Raw genomic sequence first — 19949 nt, forward strand, 5'->3', positions numbered from 1 at the left:
CGGTCGTCATGCGCGCATCAGGGTTGGTCGGTCGCAGCCGGTGCGAGCGGCAGTTCGCACCAGAAGCAGGCGCCATGGCCGGGCTCCGAGTCGAAGCCGATCCGGCCATGCATGTGTTCGATCAGCTCCTTGCTGATCGCCAGGCCCAGTCCCGTCCCGCCCTTCTGGCGCGTGTCCGAGGAATCGGCCTGGGAAAACTTCTGGAAAATCCGTGCGTGGAACTCGGGCGCGATGCCAGGCCCCTGGTCGCGCACCCAGATCCGCACCCAGGCGCCGCGTTGCTGCGCGCCGAGCGAGACTGTTCCTCCCTCGGGTGAAAATTTGACCGCGTTGGAGATCAGATTAGCCAATACCTGCTGCAGGCGATCGTCGTCGGCGATCAGCTGCAGGGTCGGCAGCGGCTCCAGCTGCAGGTATACGCCATGCTTGGCGGCGTAGCCCTGGTTTGCCTCCGTGGCCAGCTGCATCTGCCGGACCAGTGAATGGCCGTGCAGCTGCAGCGTCATCTTGCCGGCGACCAGCTTGTCCATGTCCAGCAGGTCGTCCACCAGGCGGCCCAGGCGCAGGCTGTTCTGATGCGCGATGGTGAGCATCTGCAGCATGGTCGGCGAGGGCTCGCCCAGGGCGCCGCCGACGATCAGGCCGAGGGCACCGGAGATTGAGGTCAGCGGTGTGCGCAGCTCATGGCTGACGATGGACACCAGCTCGCTCTTCATCCGCTCGATGCGCTTGCGTTCGGTGATGTCGCGCACCAGGCCGATGAACCTGCGCTCGCCGTGGTGGCTGATCTGCGAGACGCGCAGTTCGATGGTGAAGGTCTCGCCGTTGCGCCGCAGAGCGGTGAGTTCGCGGTTCTGCTCCAGCGCGCGGGAGGTGCCGCGCCGCGTGTAGTGGTCCAGGTAGCCGTCATGGGCCGAGCGGTCCGGTTCGGGCATCAGCATCGAGAGGTTGCGGCCGATCACCTCGTCGCTGCGGTAGCCGAAGATCTGCTCGGCGGCATGGTTGAAGGTTTCGATGATGCCGCGACCGTCGATGATGATGATCGCGTCGATCACGTTGTCGATCAGCATGCTCAGGTAGCGCTCGCGCTCTTCCATCTCCTGCTTGGCCAGCGCCTGGTCGGTGACATCCCAGATGAAGCCGTCGCACCAGCCCACGGGGTCGTCACGCTCGCGCAGCACACGGGCCTTTTCCCGTACGTAGACGGTGCGTCCCTCGGCATTGGTGATGCGGTAGATGCGCTCGAAGCTGTCCTGCGCCGGAGATTGCTCGGCCTGCGCCTGGTCGTCCGGGTGGATCAGGCTGCCGTAGCTGCGCACACGGTCGCCGACGAAATCGCTGGGCGGGTAGCCGGTCAGGCGTTCGATGCCTTCGCTGAGGTAGCTCATGCGCCGGCGACCATCGTTGCGGCAGCGGTAGACCACTCCCGGCAGGTTGCCGACCATGGCGCGGAAGCGGCTCTCGCTCTTCTGCAGCGCGCGGGTGGCTTCCATCAGCTCGGTGATCTCGGTGACGAAGCCATGCCAGAGCACTGTGCCGTCCGCCAGCCGTTCGGCACTGGCGCGGCCCTCGGCCCAGAGCAGGCCACGCTGCGGATGCTGGATGCGGAACTCGACCGCGCCGCTGCCCGGATGCACGGCCAGGCGCAGCAATGCGCGATGCAGGCGTGGCAAGTCCTGCGGGTGGACGTGGACCAGCGCCTGGGCGGCGTCCTCCAGCAGCCGTTGCGGCTCGATGCCGTACAGCTCGCGGGCGCCTTCGCTGGCGTAGAGAAACGCATAGCGGCCATTGGCGAAGCGCTTGAGCTGGAACACCATGCCCGGTAGCAGACTGGCGATTTTCTGGGCGCGGTCGAGCAGGCGCTGGCGTCGGTGGTTCTGCTGCTGCTGGGCGAACTGATACTGCTGTTGCACGCTGATGCGCCGTTGCAGGAGGAACGCGAGCACCAGCAGCAGCGCCTCGGCGACCAGCCAGGCCAGGCCCCACTTGATCAGCAGACGGCGTTCGGCCTGCAGGTGTTCGCCCTGCATGGCGCTGATGTCGCGCCAGGCCAGCGCTGCAGCCAGGGGTGGCGTGGACGGCTCGGCTTGCTGCTCATCGTGCAGGGGAATCTGGTTGAGTATGTAGCTGCGCCCGTCGGCATCGAGCAGTCGCGAACCCTTGCCGCTGCCCGGCTCCGGCAGCACGCCCGCCTGGGCCCAGTGCAGCACCTGCGTCGCCGAATGGCCGATCAGCAGCCAGTCACTGCCCTCGCTCAGCTGGACCCCGCTGGGAGGTGTCGTCTGGCTCGCCTGCAGCGCCTCGCGGTTGATGATAAGGGCCAGGCCGGCGGCCAGCTGCGCACTCAGGTCGGGCAGTTCCGGCAATACGTTGTAGCCCACCTCCAGCGCACCGATGACTTCGCTGTCCTGCCGGTCCACGGCGCGCAGCGGCACGATGGCGCGGCTGCTGGCGCCGAGGGCGTCGACTTCCAGGCCGAACTGTTCGATGCCGTCGCGCAGTACCCGTTGCAGCATCGGTCGCTGTGCGGCCTGAGTGTCGCCGAAGCGCTCCGGTTGCTGCATGCGCAGCACGGTGACCCCGGCGTCGCCCCAGAATAGCTGCAGCTGCAGCGCCTGATGGCGCTGCATCGAGCGCCAGGCTGGGGTCAGCGCCGCACGTAGCCGCTGGCGCGAGCGCTCGAGGCGGGGATCGTCGAGGGAGCGGCCATCACGTAGCGCGGCATCGATCAGGCGCATCTGGCGCAGCACCTCGGCGTTGCCGGCCAGGGCGGTGGCGACCATGTCCGCCTGGCGCCGCTGATTGAGCTGCGCGCTCTGCAGCGCCAGGCTCTGCAGCTCGCCGTGCGTCTCGATCTCCAGATGCCAGGCGACATCGCGGGCGCGGTAGTCATTGAACGCGAGGCTGCCGAACAGCAGCACGAGCAGCAGACTGCCGAGGCCGAAGATCCATCTGGGGGTGGAGAGGTCGGCGCTGTTCATCCGCGGGCCGGCCATGGGTGCGAGGTGCTGCGCTCGACGTACGACATAGGCATGAGCCGCAACTTTCCAGGGCAAAAAAGAAACAATGATAGCTCTATGCCAGCATCGCCGATAGCGCCTTTCCCGCTCGGTCGTCGGCGCTTCGACTGCCCACCTCGAGCGTAGCGATTGCAGCCGAAGCTGGCTAAAAAAGCACCAGTTTTTAGACGGTCGGTCAGCCCTCGTTCTGGACTCGTGATGGGCTGATGTTAGTCTGCGGGCAGGTGAACGTCGGCGAAGGTCTCGTCAGCGCACCGTCATCATGAGGCACCCCGTTACCATGTGGCATACCGGCTTACTCGACCTGTCGATCTGGCAGCTCATCGCGACCACGCTGCTGCTGACTCACGTCACCATCGTCAGCGTCACGGTCTACCTGCATCGCTACTCGGCGCATCGCGCGCTGGAGCTGCACCCGGCGCTCAAGCACTTCTTCCGTTTCTGGCTGTGGCTGACCACGGCGATGAACACTCGCGAGTGGACCGCCATCCACCGCAAGCACCACGCCAAATGCGAAACCCCGGACGACCCGCACAGCCCGGTGCACAAGGGCCTGGCCACGGTGGTGCGCAAGGGCGCCGAGCTGTACATGGCCGAGGCGAAGAACGAGGAAACCCTGCGCATCTATGGCAAGAACTGCCCGGATGACTGGGTCGAGCGCAACCTCTATTCCCGCTTCCCCAACCTCGGCATCGTGCTGATGCTGGCCATCGACCTGGCCCTGTTCGGTGCCCTCGGCCTGACGGTGTGGGCGGTACAGATGATCTGGATTCCGTTCTGGGCCGCCGGCGTGGTCAACGGCCTCGGCCATGCGGTCGGCTATCGCAATTTCGAATGCCGCGACGCCGCGACCAATCTGGTGCCCTGGGGCATCCTCATCGGTGGCGAGGAACTGCACAACAACCACCACACCTATCCCAACTCGGCCAAGCTCTCGGTACGCAAGTGGGAGTTCGACATGGGCTGGGCCTGGATTCGCCTGTTCAGCCTGCTCGGCCTGGCCAAGGTCAACCGCACCGCGCCCATCGCCCATCGCATCGAGGGCAAGCAGCAGCTGGACATGGACAGCGCCATGGCGATCCTCAACAACCGCTTCCAGATCATGGCGCAGTACCGCAAGCTGGTGATCGTGCCGCTGGTGCGCCAGGAGCTCGGCCGAGCCGACGCGACGCTGCGGCACCAGCTGCGCCGTGCCAAGCGCCTGCTGACCCGCGAGCCGAGCCTGCTGCAGCAGGAGCAGCAGGCGCATATCGATGTCATGCTCGCGCAAAGTCAGGCGCTCAAGGTGATCTACGAGAAGCGCCTGGCGCTGCAGCAGATCTGGAGCAAGACCAGCGCCAACGGCCACGACATGCTCGCCGCGATCAAGCAGTGGGTGCACGAGGCCGAGGCCAGCGGCATCCAGTCCCTGCGCGATTTCGCCGAGCACCTGCGCACCTATTCCCTGCGACCGTCCGTCACCCCCGCCTGACCTCTGATCGGCTCCTTCGCCGGGCGCTGCGGCGCCCGGAACTTTGCGCCTTGGCGCCTCTCTGAACAGCATTCTTTAATCCATGCAGTACCGCTGCCACGCGCGGCGGTCGTTTCAGGAAGAAGGCTATGCGGCTTGCAAGCAAGCAGGGTGAGGCGGGAATGAGAATGTCGCCGGGCGGGGATGCGCAGACGTTGCTGGCGCTGATGCACGCGCGGGCAGAGGTCGCCCGGCTGGGTGAGCGCGAACAGCTGTTCAGCACGCTCATGGGCGGGGTGAATGCGGTGCTCTGGGCGTTCGACTGGCAGGCGCAGCGGATGATCTACGTCAGCCCGGCCTACGAACGTATTTTCGGCCGCTCACCGGCCCTGCTGCTGGCCGATTACGGCGAATGGCGCAACGCGATCTACCCCGACGACGTGGAGTACGCCCAGAAGAGCATGCTCGCCGTGCTCGACGAGGGCGCCGTGGAAACCCGCGAGTACCGCATCATTCGCGGTGACGGGCAGCTGCGCTGGCTGAGCGACAAGTGCTTCCTCGGCCGTCCGGGCGAGAACGGGCAGAGTCCGATCATCGTCGGCATTGCCGAGGACATTACCGAGAAGAAGCAGCTCGAGGGCGAGCTGCAGCGCCTGGCGACTACCGACGTGCTGACCCAGAGCAGCAACCGCCGGCACTTCTTCGAGTGCGCGCGGATCGAATTCGAACGCGCCCGGCAGTTCGCCTCGTCGCTGGCGTTCCTGCTGCTGGACATCGACGACTTCAAGCGCATCAACGATACCCACGGCCACCAGATGGGCGATCAGGTGCTGCAGAAGGTCGCCCGCTGCGGCGCCGCCGTGCTGCGCCAGAGCGACTTGTTCGGCCGTATCGGTGGCGAGGAGTTCGCCGCCGTGCTGCCGGGTTGCCAGCCGGACCTGGCCGAGCAGATCGCCGAGCGTCTGCAGCGCGAGATCGAACGGGTGGTGTTCACCGCCGAGAACGGCGAGCGCTTCCGCGTCACCGCCAGCCTGGGCCTGACCTACCTGAGGGCCAGCGACGCAGAACTCAGCGCCGTCTTCGCCCGTGCCGATGCGGCGATGTACACCGCCAAGCGCCTCGGCAAGAATCAGGTCATCGTCGGCTGAACCGCATCGCGCTCGACGGCTCTAGTCGAGCCGCTCGTCATAGCCGCGACCGAGAAACTGGATCAGGCAGAAGCCGTGACCGAAGGGGTCGGCCAGCAACGCCAGCCGGCCCCAGTTTTCGGTGGTGATGGGCTTCTCCAGCCGCGCACCCAGGGCGATCGCCTTTGCGGTGACGGACTCGATATCCTCGACGACGAAGTCCAGATGCACCGGCGTCCAGTGGCGTCCGTAATGGCGGTGCTGGTTGCCCTCGGGCGTCGCAGCGCTGCCGGCGTCCTTGTGCAGCAGGTAGATGGGCGCCGGCCCGCCGAGCAACTCCACGGCGAACCCGCCGAGTCGGCGCCCGACCTGCAGGCCGAACAGCGAGCTGTAGAAGTCCACGCCCCGCTCCAGGTCGTCGACGTCCAGGTTGACCAGAAAGTCCATCGGACCCTCCCTGCCTGGGCCAGCGCCCAGGCGCTTCGTTTCGCCCTCAGCGTACGAAGGGCGCCGGTTGCTGCTGGGTGATGCAGTGGATGTTGCCGCCGCCAAGCAGAATCTCTCGGCCCGGTACCATGACCACGTCGTGCTCGGGGAACACCTCGCGCAGGATGCGCTCGGCTTCGCCGTCCAGCGGATCGCCGAAGGCCGGTGCGATGATGCCGCCGTTGACGATCAGGAAGTTCACGTAGCTGCCCGCCAGACGGATCGACGGATCGCGCAGCTGGCTGCCATCCAGCGCCACGACACCGGCGCACTCGGCGTCCGACGCATGCAGCGGGCCGGGGATCGGGATCTTGTGCACGATCAGCGCGCGACCCTTGGCGTCGCGTGCGTGCTGCAACACCGCCATGGCGGCCTGGCAGCGTGCGTAGTTCGGGTCGTTGGCGTCGTCGGTCCAGGCCAGCAGCACTTCGCCCGGGCGGACGAAGCAGCAGAAGTTGTCGACGTGGCCGTCGGTTTCGTCGTTGAACAGGCCGTGGGGCAGCCAGATGATGCTGTCGACCGCCAGGTGCTCGCGCAGGACCGCCTCGATCTGCTCGCGGGACAGCTGCGGGTTGCGGTTGCGGTTGAGCAGGCACTCCTCGGTGGTGATCAGCGTGCCTTCGCCGTCGACGTGGATCGAGCCGCCCTCGAGCACGAAACCTTCGGTGCGATAGCGATCGCAGTACTCGATCTCGAGGATCTTGCGCGCCACCTCGTCGTCGCGTTGCCAGTCGGCGTAGAGCCCGCCGTCTTCGCCACCCCAGGCATTGAAGGTCCAGTCGACGCCGCGCAGGCCTCCGTTGTCGTCGATGACGAAGGTCGGCCCGGTGTCACGCACCCAGGCGTCGTCGCTGCTCATTTCCACCACGCGGATGCGCGGGTCATCCAGTGCGGCGCGCGCCGCCAGGTACTGCTCGGCGCTGGCGCAGACGGTCACCGGCTCGAAACGGGCGATCGCCTTGGCGACGGCGGCGAAGGCCGCCTGTGCCGGCGCCGCGTTGTCCCGCCAGTTGTCCGGGCGCTGCGGCCAGACCATCCAGGTCTGGCTGTGCGGCGCCCATTCGGCGGGCATGTAGTAACCATCTTGGCGAGGGGTGCTGGTCAGGGTGGTCATGGCGATGTCCGTGAAGGGTGGAAAGTGCGGCGCGCTTTCGAGCTATGAAGGTCTGCTGCTCACTCGGACGGCAGCGAGCCGTCGAGGGTCTTGATCGAGCCGTACAGGTTCGGCCGGCGATCGCGGAACACGCCCCAGGCGCTGCGGATGTGCTCCAGCTGGTCGAGGTCGAAGCTGTGCACCAGCACGCCCTCGCTGGTTTCATCCATTTCCTCGACCTTGGCGCCGAACTGGTCGGCGATGAACGAGGAGCCGTAGAAGGTGATGTCGTAGCCGTCCTGCTCCTCGCGGCCGATGCGGTTGCTGGCGATCAGCGGCATCAGGTTGGCGCCGGCATGGCCCTGTTGCACGCGCTGCCAATGGTCGCGGGACGTGATGCTCGCATCGTGCGGCTCGCTGCCGATGGCGGTCGGGTAGAACAGCAGTTCTGCACCCATCAGCGCCATGCTGCGGGCGGTCTCGGGGAACCACTGGTCCCAGCAGATGGCCACGCCGATCCTGGCGTAGCGGGTGTTCCACACCTTGAAGCCGGTGTCGCCCGGGTTGAAATAGTACTTCTCGTGGTAGCCGGGGCCGTCCGGGATGTGGCTCTTGCGGTAGACGCCAAGCAACCTGCCGTCGGCATCGATGATGGCGATGGAGTTGAAGCGTGCCCGCCCGGCCAGCTCGAAGAAGCTGATCGGCAGCACCACCTGCAGTTCGGCGGCGAGCTTCTGGAAATGCTGGATCGCCGGGTTCTGCTCCACCGGGGTCGCCAGCTGCAGGTATTGCGGATTGGGCTTCTGGCAGAAGTACGGGGTCTCGAACAGCTCCTGGATCAGGATGATCTGCGCGCCCTTGGCGGCGGCCTCGCGCACCAGCCTGTCGGCATTGGCGATGTTGGCCTGACGATCCCAGGAACAGGCCATCTGGGTGGCGGCTACGGTAACGACTCGGGACATGGAAACCTCGCGGCTTTGATGGGCGGCTATCGAAGGCGCAAATTTATTCGATAGTTATCCGTATTGATAGAGGCTTTGGAGCTCTGAAGATCAAATGAAGCGGCCGTTTATCGATATTTATCGGTCAGCATTCCGCCTGTTCCCGCTTCGGCAACCAGGGCGGCAGGTACAGGCCGAGATAGGCATCGAACACCCGCATGCCTTCCTCGGCCATGCGCGGCGTCAGGCTGCCGTACAGCTGTATGGATCGAGCATAGACGCGGTCGCCAAGTTCCAGGGCCAGGGCGAATACATCGATGTCCTGCGGCAGCGGAGGCAGGGCGAAATGCCGCTCGAACACCGCCTGCATGGCCTGGCCGAGTTCCAGATCCAGGCGCTGGTCGGTCTGGGTGACTTCACCGAGACCGTGTTGCGCCAGAATCAGCTGGCGCGCGGCGCTGTCCTGCTGATAGATCGCCAGCATGCGCTGTTCGATCAGGCGTGAGAGGTCGTGCCAGCTGCCCAGTCTGTCATGCTCGATGGGCCGTTCCAGGCTGGCCCGGAAGGCGGCGTGCACGTCCGCCGTCAGTGCGGCAAGCAGCGCCGGCACACCGGAAAAGAAGTGATAGACGGAAGAGGGGGGAATGCCGGCGTGCTCGGCCACGGCATACACCGATAGCGTCGCAGCGCCCTGCTCGGCGAGCAGTTCGCGGGCGCTGGCGAGGATCTGGCGAATGCGCGCCTGGCTGCTGGCGCGCGGTCGGCGACTGGCGGTCGCGGGGCTGGGCTTGGTCATCGGCCTATTTGAAGCCAGCCTGGCGGCGGATGCAAACCGCCGTGGCGGTCGCTCCGCAGCACGCCGGCTCGCGGCTAGACGGTATGCAGATACCAGTTGTACTCGAGGTCCGAGATCGAATGCTCGAACTCGGCGAGTTCGCTCTCCTTGCAGGCGACGAAGATGTCGATGTAATCGGGGCTGATGTAGCGCGCCATGATCTCGCTGTCGTCCAGCTCGCGCAGGGCGTCGCGCAGGTTGGTCGGCAGGCTCTGCTCGACCTGCTCGTAGGAATTGCCTTCGATGGGGGCATCCGGCTCGATCTTGTTGGTCAGGCCGTGGTGCACCCCGGCGAGGATGCCGGCGAGCAGCAGGTAGGGGTTGGCGTCGGCACCGGCGACCCGGTGTTCGATGCGTACCGCGTCCGGGCTGTCGGTCGGCACGCGCAGTGCCACGGTGCGGTTGTCCATGCCCCAGCAAGGCGCGTTGGGCACGTAGAACTGAGCGCCGAAACGTCGGTAGGAATTCACGTTGGGGCAGAGGAAGGCCATCGAGGCCGCCATGGTCTGCTGCAAGCCGCCGATGGCATGGCGCAGCGGCTGGCTGTCCAGCGGATTGTCGGTGGCGAATATATTGTTGCCATTCTTGTCGAGCAGCGAGATGTGCACGTGCAGACCGTTGCCGGCCTGGCCCGGGTAGGGCTTGGCCATGAAGGTCGTGTCCATCTCGTGGTCGTAGGCGATGTTCTTGATCAGCCGCTTCAGCAGCACCGCGTAGTCGCATGCCTTGATCGGATCGGCGACGTGGTGGAGGTTGACCTCGAACTGCGCCGGGGCGCTTTCCTTGACGATGGCATCGGCCGGGATGCCCTGTTCCTTGGCGCCTTCGAGAATGTCCTGCAGGCAGTCGACGTACTCGTCCAGGTCGTCGATCAGATAGACCTGGGTCGAGTGCGGGCGCTTGCCGGAGATCGGCGAGCGCGGCGGCTGCGGCCGACCGTTGATGTTCTCCTGGTCGATCAGATAGAACTCCAGCTCGAATGCGGCGCAGATGGTCAGGCCCAGCTCGTCGAACTTGCTCACCACCTGGCGCAGCACCTCGCGCGGGTCGGCGAAGAACGGTGCGCCGTCGCGCTCGTGCATGGTCATCAGCAGCTGCGCGGTGGGGCGCTTCTGCCAGGGTTCCTTGGACAGGGTGTTGGGAATCGGGAAGCAGATACGGTCGGAGTCGCCGATGTCCATGCCAAGGCCCGTGCTTTCCACGGTGATGCCATTGATATCCAGGGCGAACAGCGAGGCGGGGAGGTTGATGCCCTTCTCGTAGACCTTGTGCAGGCTGGCGCGCTCGATGCGCTTGCCGCGCACGACTCCGTTCATGTCGGTGATCAGCAGATCGACGTACTGAACCTCCGGATGTTCCTTGAGAAATGCGTTAGCTTCGTTGAGCTGAACGGCACGCGGCGGGGCCATGATGAATTACCTTAATTGTTAAAAATTTCAATCATCAGATGCTTGTCTGGGAGTCAATCGAAAAGCCTGTTCACTGTCAATAGTAGCCGGCCGGCGCCCCATGAGTGCCCATGCTGGGCCTTTTTTGGGGCATCTGCCGTGTGTGTCGAGCGTCGCGCACGCGGCTGAAGTTCGGGCTATTGTCTATAAAAATGAACAAGACTACTCTCCGATATGCCCCATTCGAACGACGAGTATCCCATGTCGCGCAAGCCTCTGATCGGCGTATCGGCCTGTACCAAGCAGATCGGCCACCACAGCTTTCATATCGCCGGCGACAAGTACCTGCGTGCCGCGGCGATCGCCGGCGTGCCGCTGGTGATCCCGGCGCTGGACGAGCTGATCGATCCGGCAACGCTGCTGGAAAGCTTCGACGGCCTGCTGTTCACCGGCTCGCCGTCCAATGTCGAGCCGCATCACTATGGCGGCCCGGCGAGCGAGCCGGGCACCCATCATGATCCGTTTCGCGACCGCCTCACCCTGCCGCTGATTCGCGCGGCGGTGGATGCCGGCATTCCGGTGTTCGGCATCTGCCGAGGATTCCAGGAGATGAACGTGGCGTTTGGCGGCAGCCTGCACCAGAAGGTTCACGAAGCCGGGCCCTATCAGGACCACCGCGAGCGCCCGGACGATCCGCTGGAGGTGCAGTACGGCCTCAGCCATGCGCTGCAAGTGCAGCCTGGTGGGCTGCTCGAGCGCCTTGGCTTGCCGGCGCAGATCCAGGTCAATTCGGTGCATGGGCAGGGTGTCGAGCGTCTCGGCGCTGGTCTGCGCATCGAGGCGCTGGCTCCCGACGGGCTGATCGAGGCATTTTCCGTCGAGGCTGCGCAGAGCTTCGCCCTTGGCGTGCAATGGCATCCGGAATGGCAGGTCCAATCGCATCCACATTATCTGGCGCTGTTCCGCGGCTTCGCCGAGGCCTGCCAGGCACGCGCACGACAACGCTGAGGCCGACCCTGTACGGCCATTTCCCAGCAACCCGAGGTCAACATGAGTATCCAGCTCGACCAGCTCACCGGCTGGCTGAAAGAACGCAAGATCACCGAAGTGGAATGCCTGATCAGCGACCTGACCGGGATCGCCCGCGGCAAGATTTCACCGACCAACAAGTTTCTCGACGAGAAGGGCATGCGCCTGCCGGAAAGCGTGCTGCTGCAGACCGTGACCGGTGACTATGTCGAGGACGATATCTACTACGAGCTGCTCGACCCGGCGGACATCGACATGTTCTGTCGGCCGGACCCGAACGCGGTGTTCCTCGTGCCCTGGGCCATCGAGCCCACCGCGCAGGTGATCCACGACACCTACGACAAGATGGGAAATCCTATCGAGCTGTCGCCGCGCAACATCCTCAAGCGTGTGCTGAAGATGTATGCCGATCGTGGCTGGCAGCCCATCGTCGCGCCGGAGATGGAGTTCTACCTGACCAAGCGCTGCGAGGACCCGGACCTGCCGTTCCAGCCGCCGATCGGCCGTTCCGGTAGACAGGAGACTGGGCGTCAGTCGTTTTCCATCGACGCTGCCAACGAATTCGACCCGCTGTTCGAGGACATGTACGACTGGTGCGAAGCGCAGGGCCTGGATCTGGACACCCTGATCCACGAGGAAGGCACCGCGCAGATGGAGATCAACTTCCGTCACGGCGAGGCGCTGCACCTGGCCGACCAGATCCTGGTGTTCAAGCGCACCATGCGCGAGGCGGCGCTCAAGCACAACGTCGCTGCCACCTTCATGGCAAAGCCGATGACCGGCGAGCCGGGCAGCGCGATGCACCTGCACCAGAGCGTCATCGACCTCAACACCGGGCGCAACATCTTCTCCAACGACGACGGCTCCATGAGCCAGCTGTTCCTGCACCACGTCGGCGGCCTGCAGAAGTACATCCCCGAGCTGCTGCCGATGTTCGCGCCCAACGTCAATTCGTTCCGCCGCTTCCTGCCCGATACCTCGGCGCCCGTGAACGTGGAATGGGGCGAAGAGAACCGTACCGTGGGCCTGCGCGTGCCGGATTCCGATCCGCAGAACCGCCGTGTCGAGAACCGCCTGGCAGGCGCCGACGCCAACCCTTACCTGGCCATCGCCGCGAGCCTGCTGTGCGGCTACATCGGCATGGTCGAGCAGCTGCCACCGAGCCAGCCGGTCAAGGGCCGCGGCTACGAGCGGCGCAACCTGCGCCTGCCGCTGACCCTGGAAGCGGCGCTGGAGCGGATGGAAACCTGCCGCGAGCTGGAGAAGTACCTGAGCCCGAAATTCATCACCGGCTACGTCGCGGTCAAGCGCGCCGAGCAGGAGAACTACCACCGGGTGATCAGCTCCTGGGAGCGGGAATTCCTGATGCTCTCGGTGTAAGCAAGCGCAGGGTGGGCGGCCCATTGCCGGTCCACCGACCCCACAATACTGGCTAAGAGGTGACTGATGAGCGATTCGCAAACCCTGCACTGGCAAGCGCTGAGCCGTGACCACCACCTGCCGCCCTTCACCGACTACAAGGCGCTCAACGCCAAGGGCACGCGCATCATCACCCGGGCGTCCGGCGTCTACCTGTGGGACAGCGAGGGGCACAAGATCCTCGACGCCATGGCCGGGCTCTGGTGCGTCAACGTCGGTTATGGCCGCGAAGAGCTGATCGAGGCGGCGACCCGGCAGATGCGCGAGCTGCCTTACTACAACCTGTTCTTCCAGACCGCGCATCCGCCCGCGGTGGCCCTGGCCAAGGCCATCGCCGACATTGCCCCGGCCGGCATGAACCATGTGTTCTTCACCGGTTCCGGCTCCGAGTCCAACGACACGGTGCTGCGCATGGTGCGCCATTACTGGGCGGTCAAGGGTCAGCCGGAGAAGAAGGTGATCATCGGCCGCTGGAACGGCTACCACGGCTCCACCGTCGCCGGTGCCAGCCTAGGCGGCATGAAGGCCATGCACGAGCAGGGCGACTTCCCGATTCCCGGCATCGAGCACATCGACCAGCCCTACTGGTACGGCGAAGGCGGTGACATGAGTCCGGAGGAGTTCGGCGTGCGTGTCGCCGATCAGCTGGAGCAGAAGATTCTCGAAGTCGGCGAGGACAAGGTCGCTGCCTTTATCGCCGAGCCGATCCAGGGCGCGGGCGGCGTCATCATTCCGCCGGCCAGCTACTGGCCGCGAGTCAAGGAAATCCTCGCGCGCTACGACATCCTTTTCATCGCTGACGAGGTGATCTGCGGCTTCGGCCGTACCGGCGAGTGGTTCGGCAGCGATTATTACGGTCTCGCGCCCGATCTGATGCCCATCGCCAAGGGCCTGACGTCCGGCTACATCCCCATGGGCGGGGTCATCGTGCGCGACGAAGTGGTGCAGACGCTCAACGAGGGCGGCGAGTTCTATCACGGTTTCACCTATTCGGGGCACCCGGTGGCCGCCGCGGTGGCGCTGGAGAACATCCGCATCCTGCGCGAGGAGAAGATCGTCGAGCGGGTGAAGAGCAAGACGGCACCCTATTTGCAATCCCGCTGGCAGGAACTGGTCGAGCATCCGCTGGTGGGCGAAGCCCGCGGCGTCGGCCTGCTCGGCGCGCTGGAGCTGGTGAAGAACAAGAAGACCCGCGAACGCTTCGCTGATGCCGGCGTGGGCATGCGCTGCCGCGAGCACTGCTTCCGCAACGGCCTGGTGATGCGCGCGGTCGGCGACACCATGATCATCTCGCCGCCGCTGGTGATCAGCGAGGAGCAGATCGACGAGCTGATCGGCAAGGTGCGTCTGTGTCTGGATGCGACAGCCAAGGATGTGCTGGGCTGAGCGGTGCGGCCGGCGCTGGCTGGGCTAAGGTTGACGAATGCCGGCCGTGTGCGTTCGGGTTGTTGAAAAGACGGCCCCGACCTTGCCAGACTGCGCGCGTGCTGAAGGCCAGACCTGCCCAGGGGTGTGTCGAGCCGGCACACCGCCAGGCCGCCGCGCGGTACATGGCCTGTTCCACTGCCCCGACATTAATGATGACAAACAGGAGCTGCACGGATGAATCCCTTCGCCAAGACCCTACTTGCCATGACGCTGGCCGGCACCGTTGCCGGGGCTGCGCAGGCCCAGGAAAAGGTGCTGCACGTCTATAACTGGTCCGACTATATCGCCGAAGACACCCTGGAGAATTTCACCAAGGAAACCGGCATCAAGGTCGTCTACGACGTCTTCGACAGCAACGAGGTGCTGGAAGCCAAGCTGCTGGCCGGTAGCTCCGGTTACGACGTGGTGGTGCCGTCCAACCCGTTCCTCGCCAAGCAGATCAAGGCCGGTGTGTTCCAGAAGCTGGACAAGTCCAAGCTGCCGAACTGGGAAAACCTCGACAAGGACCTGCTCAAGGCGCTGGATTCGAGCGACCCGGGCAACCAGTACTCGATTCCCTACATGTGGGGCACCATCGGCATCGGCTACAACGTCGACAAGGTCAAGGCCGCGCTGGGCGACAACGCGCCGGTGGACTCCTGGGACCTGGTGTTCAAGCCGGAGAACATCGAGAAGCTGAAGTCCTGTGGCGTCGCCTTCCTCGACTCGCCCACCGAGATGCTGCCGGCGGCGCTGCATTACCTCGGCTACGCGACCGACAGCGGCAAGGCCGATGAGCTGAAGAAGGCCGAAGACCTGTTCATGCAGATCCGCCCGCACGTCGCCTACTTCCATTCGTCCAAGTACATCTCGGATCTGGCCAACGGCAACATCTGCGTGGCGATCGGCTATTCCGGCGACATCTATCAGGGCAAGTCGCGCGCCGAGGAAGCGGCCAACGGCGTCAACGTCGGCTACAAGATTCCGAAAGAAGGTGCCGGCAGCTTCTTCGACATGCTGGCGGTGCCGGCCGACGCGAAGAACGTCGAGAACGCCCACGTCTTCCTCAACTACCTGATGAAGCCGGACGTGATGGCCTCCATCACCAACTACGTGCAGTTCCCCAACGGCAACGCCGCGGCCACTCCGCTGCTGGATGAAGCCATCCGTACCGACGAGGGCATCTACCCGAGCCAGGCGGTGCTGCAGAAGCTCTACACCTTCCCCGATCTGGATCCGAAGACCCAGCGCGCCATGACCCGCAGCTGGACCAAGATCAAGTCCGGACGTTGATACCGCCAGGCTTTCGCGCCGGGCTCGCGCCCGTCGTGAAAGCCGGCCAATCGACCGGCAGCGCCGGTGCCGTGAGGTTCGCACCGGCGCTGCCAATGCGAGGAACAACAATGACAACGACTTCCCCGCTGCCCGTCGCAAGCCCCTGCGTCTGCGCATGCATCGCGCCGACCGCTTTCGTCATCTCAAATTTGTTGATTTTCAGAGGTTTTTCCAATAAATAGCCCGCCTTTCCCGCCGGGATCATGCGCGGCCGCAAAAGAAGAGGACTCATCCCATGCGCTCGACCCTCAAGTCGCTGATCGTCGCCGCCGCCGTCGCCGGTGCGGCCACCGCCCAGGCCGCCTCGGTGCACGTCTACAACTGGTCGGATTACATCGGCGAAACGACGCTGGAAGAGTTCGAGAAGGAAACCGGTATCAAGCCGGTCTATGACGTCTTCGATTCCAACGAAACCCTGGAAGGCAAGTTGCTCGCCGGCCGCAGCGGCTATGACGTGGTGGTGCCTTCCAACCATTTCCTCGGCAAGCAGATCCGTGCCGGTGCATTCCAGCAGCTGGACAAGAGCAAGCTGCCGAACTGGGAAAACCTCGATCCGTCACTGCTCAAGCAGCTGCAGAAGAACGATCCCGGCAATGCCCATGCGGCGCCCTATCTGTGGGGCACCAACGGCATCGGCTACAACGTCGAAAAGGTCAAGGCCGCGCTTAGTGTCGACAAGATCGACTCCTGGTCGGTGCTGTTCGAGCCTGAAAATGCGCAGAAGCTTGCCAGTTGTGGCATTGCCTTTCTGGACTCGGCGGACGAGATGATTCCCGCCATGCTCAACTACCTCGGCCTGGACCCCAACAGCGAGAATGCCGCGGACTACCAGAAGGCCGAGGAGAAACTGCTGGCCGTGCGTCCGCATGTGCGCTATTTCCACTCGTCGAAGTACATTTCCGATCTCGCCAATGGCAATATCTGCGTCGCTGCCGGGTTCTCCGGTGACGTGTTCCAGGCCGCCGCCCGCGCCGAGGAAGCCGGCAAGGGCATCGAGATTGCCTACGCCATTCCCAAGGAGGGCGGCAACCTCTGGTTCGACATGCTGGCGATCCCCGCCGATGCCAGCAACGTCGAGGAAGCCCACGCATTCATCAACTACCTGTTGCGCCCCGAGGTGATTGCCGCGGTGAGCGACTACGTCGGTTACGCCAACCCCAACCTCAAGGCGAGCGAACTGATGGATCAGGAAGTCCGTGAGGATGCCTCGGTATATCCGCCGCAGGAAGTACTGGACCGTCTGTATGTCTCGGCCGAACTGCCGCCCAAGATTCAACGTTTGATGACCCGCACCTGGACCAAGGTGAAATCCGGCAAGTGAACCCCGGAGCCCGACCCGTCGAGCGCCCCATGGCGGCCGTGACGCGGGAAGGGCATTGAAGGGTGCGTCCGACGACGCGCCCGCAGCAACGACTCATAGATAGCCCGGCTCTGGCCGGCCAACTTTTTTCATTTCGGGAGTTCGCGCATGGCCGTTGCCTCCAGCGCCTACAAGAAGGCCCTCAGTGGCGAGAGCAAGAACAAGCAGGTGCTGCTGAAGATCGATCGCGTCACCAAGAAGTTTGACGAAACGGTGGCGGTCGATGACGTCTCGCTGAGCATTCATCAGGGCGAGATCTTCGCGCTGCTGGGCGGTTCCGGCTCGGGCAAGTCGACCCTGCTGCGCATGCTGGCGGGCTTCGAGCGACCCACCGAAGGGCGCATCTTCCTCGATGGCCAGGACATCACCGACATGCCGCCGTACGAGCGGCCGATCAACATGATGTTCCAGTCCTATGCCCTGTTCCCGCACATGACCGTTGAGCAGAACATCGCCTTCGGTCTCAAGCAGGACGGTCTGCCTAAGACCGAGATCGAGGAGCGGGTCAAGGAAATGCTCGGTCTGGTGCAGATGACCCAGTACGCCAAGCGCAAACCACATCAGCTCTCTGGCGGCCAGCGCCAGCGCGTCGCCCTGGCGCGCTCGCTGGCCAAGCGCCCGAAACTGCTGCTGCTCGACGAGCCGATGGGCGCGTTGGACAAGAAGCTGCGCTCGCAGATGCAACTGGAACTGGTACAGATCATCGAGCGCGTCGGCGTGACCTGCGTGATGGTGACCCACGACCAGGAAGAGGCCATGACCATGGCCGAGCGCATCGCCATCATGCATCAGGGCTGGATCGCCCAGGTCGGCAGCCCGATGGACATCTACGAGACGCCGGCCAGTCGCCTGGTCTGCGAGTTCATCGGCAACGTCAACCTGTTCGAGGGCGAGCTGGTGGAAGACATGGGCGACCACGCGATCATCGCCTCGCCCGGGCTGGACAATCCGATCTACGTGGGCCACGGCATCAGCACCCGTGCGCAGGACAAGCACATCACCTACGCCCTGCGCCCGGAAAAGCTGCTGATCGGCACCGAGCTGCCGGAACTGGAGCGTCCGGGCTACAACTGGGCCAAGGGCGTCGTGCACGACATCGCCTACCTGGGCGGTCATTCGGTGTACTACATCAAGCTACCGTCCGGTGGTGTGCTGCAGGCCTTCATGGCCAACGCCGAACGCCATGTGAAACTGCCGACCTGGGAGGAAGAGGTGTACGTCTACTGGTGGGATGACAGCGGCGTGGTGCTGCAGGCATGAGCCGCTCGCCCTTGAATACCGGACGCCGACTGGTCATCGGCGTGCCCTTCCTGTGGCTGTTCCTGTTCTTCCTGCTGCCGTTCGCCATCGTGCTGAAGATCAGCTTCGCCGAGGCCGACGTGGCGATTCCGCCGTACACGGAAATTTTCCGTTACGCCGAGCAGCAGCTGCAGGTACTGATCAACCTGGGCAACTACATCTTCCTCAGCGAGGACGAGCTGTACCTGGCCGCCTATCTGGGCTCGCTGAAGATCGCCTTCTTCAGCACGCTGCTCTGCCTGGTGATCGGTTACCCCATGGCCTATGCCATCGCTCGCGCGCGTAAGGACCTGCAGACCGTGTTGCTGCTGCTGATCATGATGCCGACCTGGACCGCTATCCTGATCCGCGTCTACGCTTGGATGGGCATCCTCAGCAGCAATGGCCTGCTCAACAGCCTGCTGCTGGGCATGGGCCTGATCGACCGGCCGCTGCAGATCCTCAACACCGACGTGGCGGTGTACATCGGTGTGGTCTATTCGTACCTGCCGTTCATGATCCTGCCGCTCTACGCCAACCTGGTGAAGCACGACCCGAGTCTGCTGGAGGCCGCCTCCGACCTGGGCGCGCGAAACCTCACCAGCTTCTGGAAGATCACCGTGCCCCTGTCGAAGAACGGCATCATTGCCGGCTGCATGCTGGTGTTCATCCCGGTAGTAGGCGAGTTCGTGATTCCCGAGCTGCTCGGCGGCCCGGAGACGCTGATGATCGGCAAGGTGTTGTGGCAGGAGTTCTTCAACAACCGCGACTGGCCGGTGGCCTCGGCACTGGCGGTGGTGATGCTGGCGATCCTGCTGGTACCGATCATCCTGTTCAACAGGAACCAGGCTAAGGCACTGGAGGGCAAGCTATGAAACGCTGGAGCTTTTCCAACCTGATCCTGGTCCTTGGCCTGCTGTTCATCTACCTGCCGATGGTGATCCTGGTCATCTACTCGTTCAACGCCTCGCGGCTGGTGACGGTGTGGGGTGGCTGGTCGCTGAAGTGGTACACCGGCCTGCTCGACAACTCGCAGCTGATGGGCGCGGTGATGCGCTCGCTGGAGGTCGCCGCGTACACCGCGGTCGCCGCGGTGGCGCTGGGCACCATGGCCGCCTTCGTGCTGACGCGCATCCCGGTGTTCCGTGGCCGCACGCTGTTCGGCGGGCTGGTCACCGCGCCGCTGGTGATGCCCGAGGTGATCACCGGTCTGTCCCTGCTGCTGCTGTTCGTGGCCATGGCGCAACTGGTCGGCTGGCCGGCCCAGCGCGGCCTGGTGACCATCTGGATCGCGCACACCACCTTCTGCTCGGCCTACGTCGCGGTGGTGGTAATGGCGCGTCTGCGTGAGCTGGACCTGTCCATCGAAGAAGCGGCGATGGACCTCGGCGCGCGGCCGTGGAAGGTGTTCTTCCTGATCACCATGCCGATGATCGCGCCGTCGCTGGCCGCGGGCGGCATGCTGTCCTTTGCCCTGTCGCTGGACGACCTGGTGCTGGCGAGCTTCGTCTCCGGTCCCGGATCGACCACCCTGCCGATGGAGATCTTCTCCGCCGTGCGCCTGGGCGTGAAGCCGGAGATCAATGCCGTGGCCAGCCTGATCCTGCTCAGCGTGTCGCTGGCGACCTTCCTTGCCTGGTACCTGACCCGGCGTGCCGAGAAGCGTCGCATCCGCGCCATGCAGCAGGCGATGGATGAGACCGCTGGCAATCCCACCTGGCGCCAGGTGATCGACAGCCGCAAGGTGCTGGTACCGCCTTCGGCGCATAGCTAAGGTTTGA

At 64.5% G+C, this 19949-nt stretch carries 17 protein-coding genes; 10 read left to right on the plus strand and 7 right to left on the minus strand.

The features are described 5' to 3' along the window. Nucleotides 1-17: 17 nt before the first annotated feature. Nucleotides 18-2996, minus strand: a complete 2979-nt coding sequence (locus PSTAB_RS00320; protein WP_013981224.1) for a PAS domain S-box protein — start codon at nt 2994-2996, stop codon at nt 18-20. Between the two features lie 304 nt (nt 2997-3300). Here PSTAB_RS00320 and desA point away from each other — a divergent pair, with 304 nt between their 5' ends. Together desA and PSTAB_RS00330 are read left to right on the plus strand one after the other, a co-directional pair. Next, nucleotides 3301-4491 carry a delta-9 fatty acid desaturase DesA gene (gene desA / locus PSTAB_RS00325; protein ID WP_013981225.1) on the plus strand — a complete coding sequence of 397 codons (1191 nt, stop codon included), beginning with the start codon at nt 3301-3303 and terminating at the stop codon, nt 4489-4491. Between the two features lie 128 nt (nt 4492-4619). Further along, nucleotides 4620-5618 carry a GGDEF domain-containing protein gene (locus PSTAB_RS00330; RefSeq protein ID WP_013981226.1) on the plus strand — a complete coding sequence of 333 codons (999 nt, stop codon included), beginning with the start codon at nt 4620-4622 and terminating at the stop codon, nt 5616-5618. 21 nt (nt 5619-5639) lie between these two features. On the opposite strand, the gene PSTAB_RS00335 is transcribed toward PSTAB_RS00330, so the two are convergent. The 5 genes from PSTAB_RS00335 to PSTAB_RS00355 form a co-directional block, all read right to left on the minus strand. Then, nucleotides 5640-6044 (minus strand): VOC family protein, encoded by a 405-nt coding sequence (locus PSTAB_RS00335; protein ID WP_013981227.1) that lies wholly within the window; start codon nt 6042-6044, stop codon nt 5640-5642. A 46-nt stretch (nt 6045-6090) separates the two neighbouring features. Beyond that, nucleotides 6091-7197, minus strand: coding sequence for an agmatine deiminase (gene aguA, locus PSTAB_RS00340; protein WP_013981228.1), 1107 nt, complete (start codon nt 7195-7197; stop codon nt 6091-6093). 59 nt (nt 7198-7256) lie between these two features. After that, nucleotides 7257-8138: an N-carbamoylputrescine amidase gene (aguB, locus tag PSTAB_RS00345; protein ID WP_013981229.1), complete on the minus strand. Its 882-nt coding sequence runs from the start codon at nt 8136-8138 to the stop codon at nt 7257-7259. 124 nt (nt 8139-8262) lie between these two features. Beyond that, nucleotides 8263-8913 (minus strand): TetR/AcrR family transcriptional regulator, encoded by a 651-nt coding sequence (locus PSTAB_RS00350; protein WP_013981230.1) that lies wholly within the window; start codon nt 8911-8913, stop codon nt 8263-8265. Between the two features lie 74 nt (nt 8914-8987). Then, a complete protein-coding gene (locus tag PSTAB_RS00355; protein WP_013981231.1) occupies nt 8988-10361 on the minus strand; it encodes a glutamine synthetase family protein in 1374 nt (457 codons plus the stop codon). Nucleotides 10362-10601: 240 nt separating this feature from the next. On the opposite strand from PSTAB_RS00355, the gene PSTAB_RS00360 reads away from it, so the two are divergent. The 4 genes from PSTAB_RS00360 to PSTAB_RS00375 all read left to right on the plus strand — a co-directional run bounded on the left by PSTAB_RS00360 (nt 10602) and on the right by PSTAB_RS00375 (nt 15488). Beyond that, nucleotides 10602-11348: a gamma-glutamyl-gamma-aminobutyrate hydrolase family protein gene (locus tag PSTAB_RS00360; protein WP_013981232.1), complete on the plus strand. Its 747-nt coding sequence runs from the start codon at nt 10602-10604 to the stop codon at nt 11346-11348. Nucleotides 11349-11390: 42 nt separating this feature from the next. Further along, nucleotides 11391-12749, plus strand: a complete 1359-nt coding sequence (locus PSTAB_RS00365; RefSeq protein ID WP_011911315.1) for a glutamine synthetase family protein — start codon at nt 11391-11393, stop codon at nt 12747-12749. A gap of 66 nt (nt 12750-12815) precedes the next feature. Continuing rightward, complete coding sequence (locus PSTAB_RS00370) at nt 12816-14174, plus strand: aspartate aminotransferase family protein (protein WP_011911316.1); 1359 nt, start codon at nt 12816-12818, stop codon at nt 14172-14174. Between the two features lie 216 nt (nt 14175-14390). After that, nucleotides 14391-15488 (plus strand): polyamine ABC transporter substrate-binding protein, encoded by a 1098-nt coding sequence (locus PSTAB_RS00375; RefSeq protein ID WP_011911317.1) that lies wholly within the window; start codon nt 14391-14393, stop codon nt 15486-15488. On the opposite strand, the gene PSTAB_RS00380 is transcribed toward PSTAB_RS00375, so the two are convergent. Then, nucleotides 15472-15762 carry a hypothetical protein gene (locus PSTAB_RS00380; RefSeq protein WP_020308588.1) on the minus strand — a complete coding sequence of 97 codons (291 nt, stop codon included), beginning with the start codon at nt 15760-15762 and terminating at the stop codon, nt 15472-15474. The two genes, PSTAB_RS00375 and PSTAB_RS00380, sit on opposite strands and share 17 nt — an antisense overlap. 3 nt (nt 15763-15765) lie before the next feature. Here PSTAB_RS00380 and PSTAB_RS00385 point away from each other — a divergent pair, with 3 nt between their 5' ends. The 4 genes from PSTAB_RS00385 (at nt 15766) to PSTAB_RS00400 (ending at nt 19942) form a co-directional block, all read left to right on the plus strand. Further along, nucleotides 15766-16851 (plus strand): polyamine ABC transporter substrate-binding protein, encoded by a 1086-nt coding sequence (locus PSTAB_RS00385; RefSeq protein WP_013981233.1) that lies wholly within the window; start codon nt 15766-15768, stop codon nt 16849-16851. A gap of 147 nt (nt 16852-16998) precedes the next feature. After that, entirely contained in the window at nt 16999-18150 is a 1152-nt protein-coding gene (potA, locus tag PSTAB_RS00390) for a polyamine ABC transporter ATP-binding protein (protein ID WP_013981234.1), read from the plus strand. A gap of 11 nt (nt 18151-18161) precedes the next feature. Next, complete coding sequence (locus PSTAB_RS00395) at nt 18162-19043, plus strand: ABC transporter permease subunit (RefSeq protein WP_169917855.1); 882 nt, start codon at nt 18162-18164, stop codon at nt 19041-19043. Beyond that, nucleotides 19040-19942, plus strand: coding sequence for an ABC transporter permease subunit (locus PSTAB_RS00400; protein ID WP_013981235.1), 903 nt, complete (start codon nt 19040-19042; stop codon nt 19940-19942). The genes PSTAB_RS00395 and PSTAB_RS00400 overlap by 4 nt, the downstream gene beginning before the upstream one ends. The last annotated feature ends 7 nt before the right edge of the window (nt 19943-19949 follow it).

The organism is Stutzerimonas stutzeri, assembly GCF_000219605.1.
In the GTDB taxonomy this organism is placed as follows: Bacteria; Pseudomonadota; Gammaproteobacteria; order Pseudomonadales; family Pseudomonadaceae; genus Stutzerimonas; species Stutzerimonas stutzeri.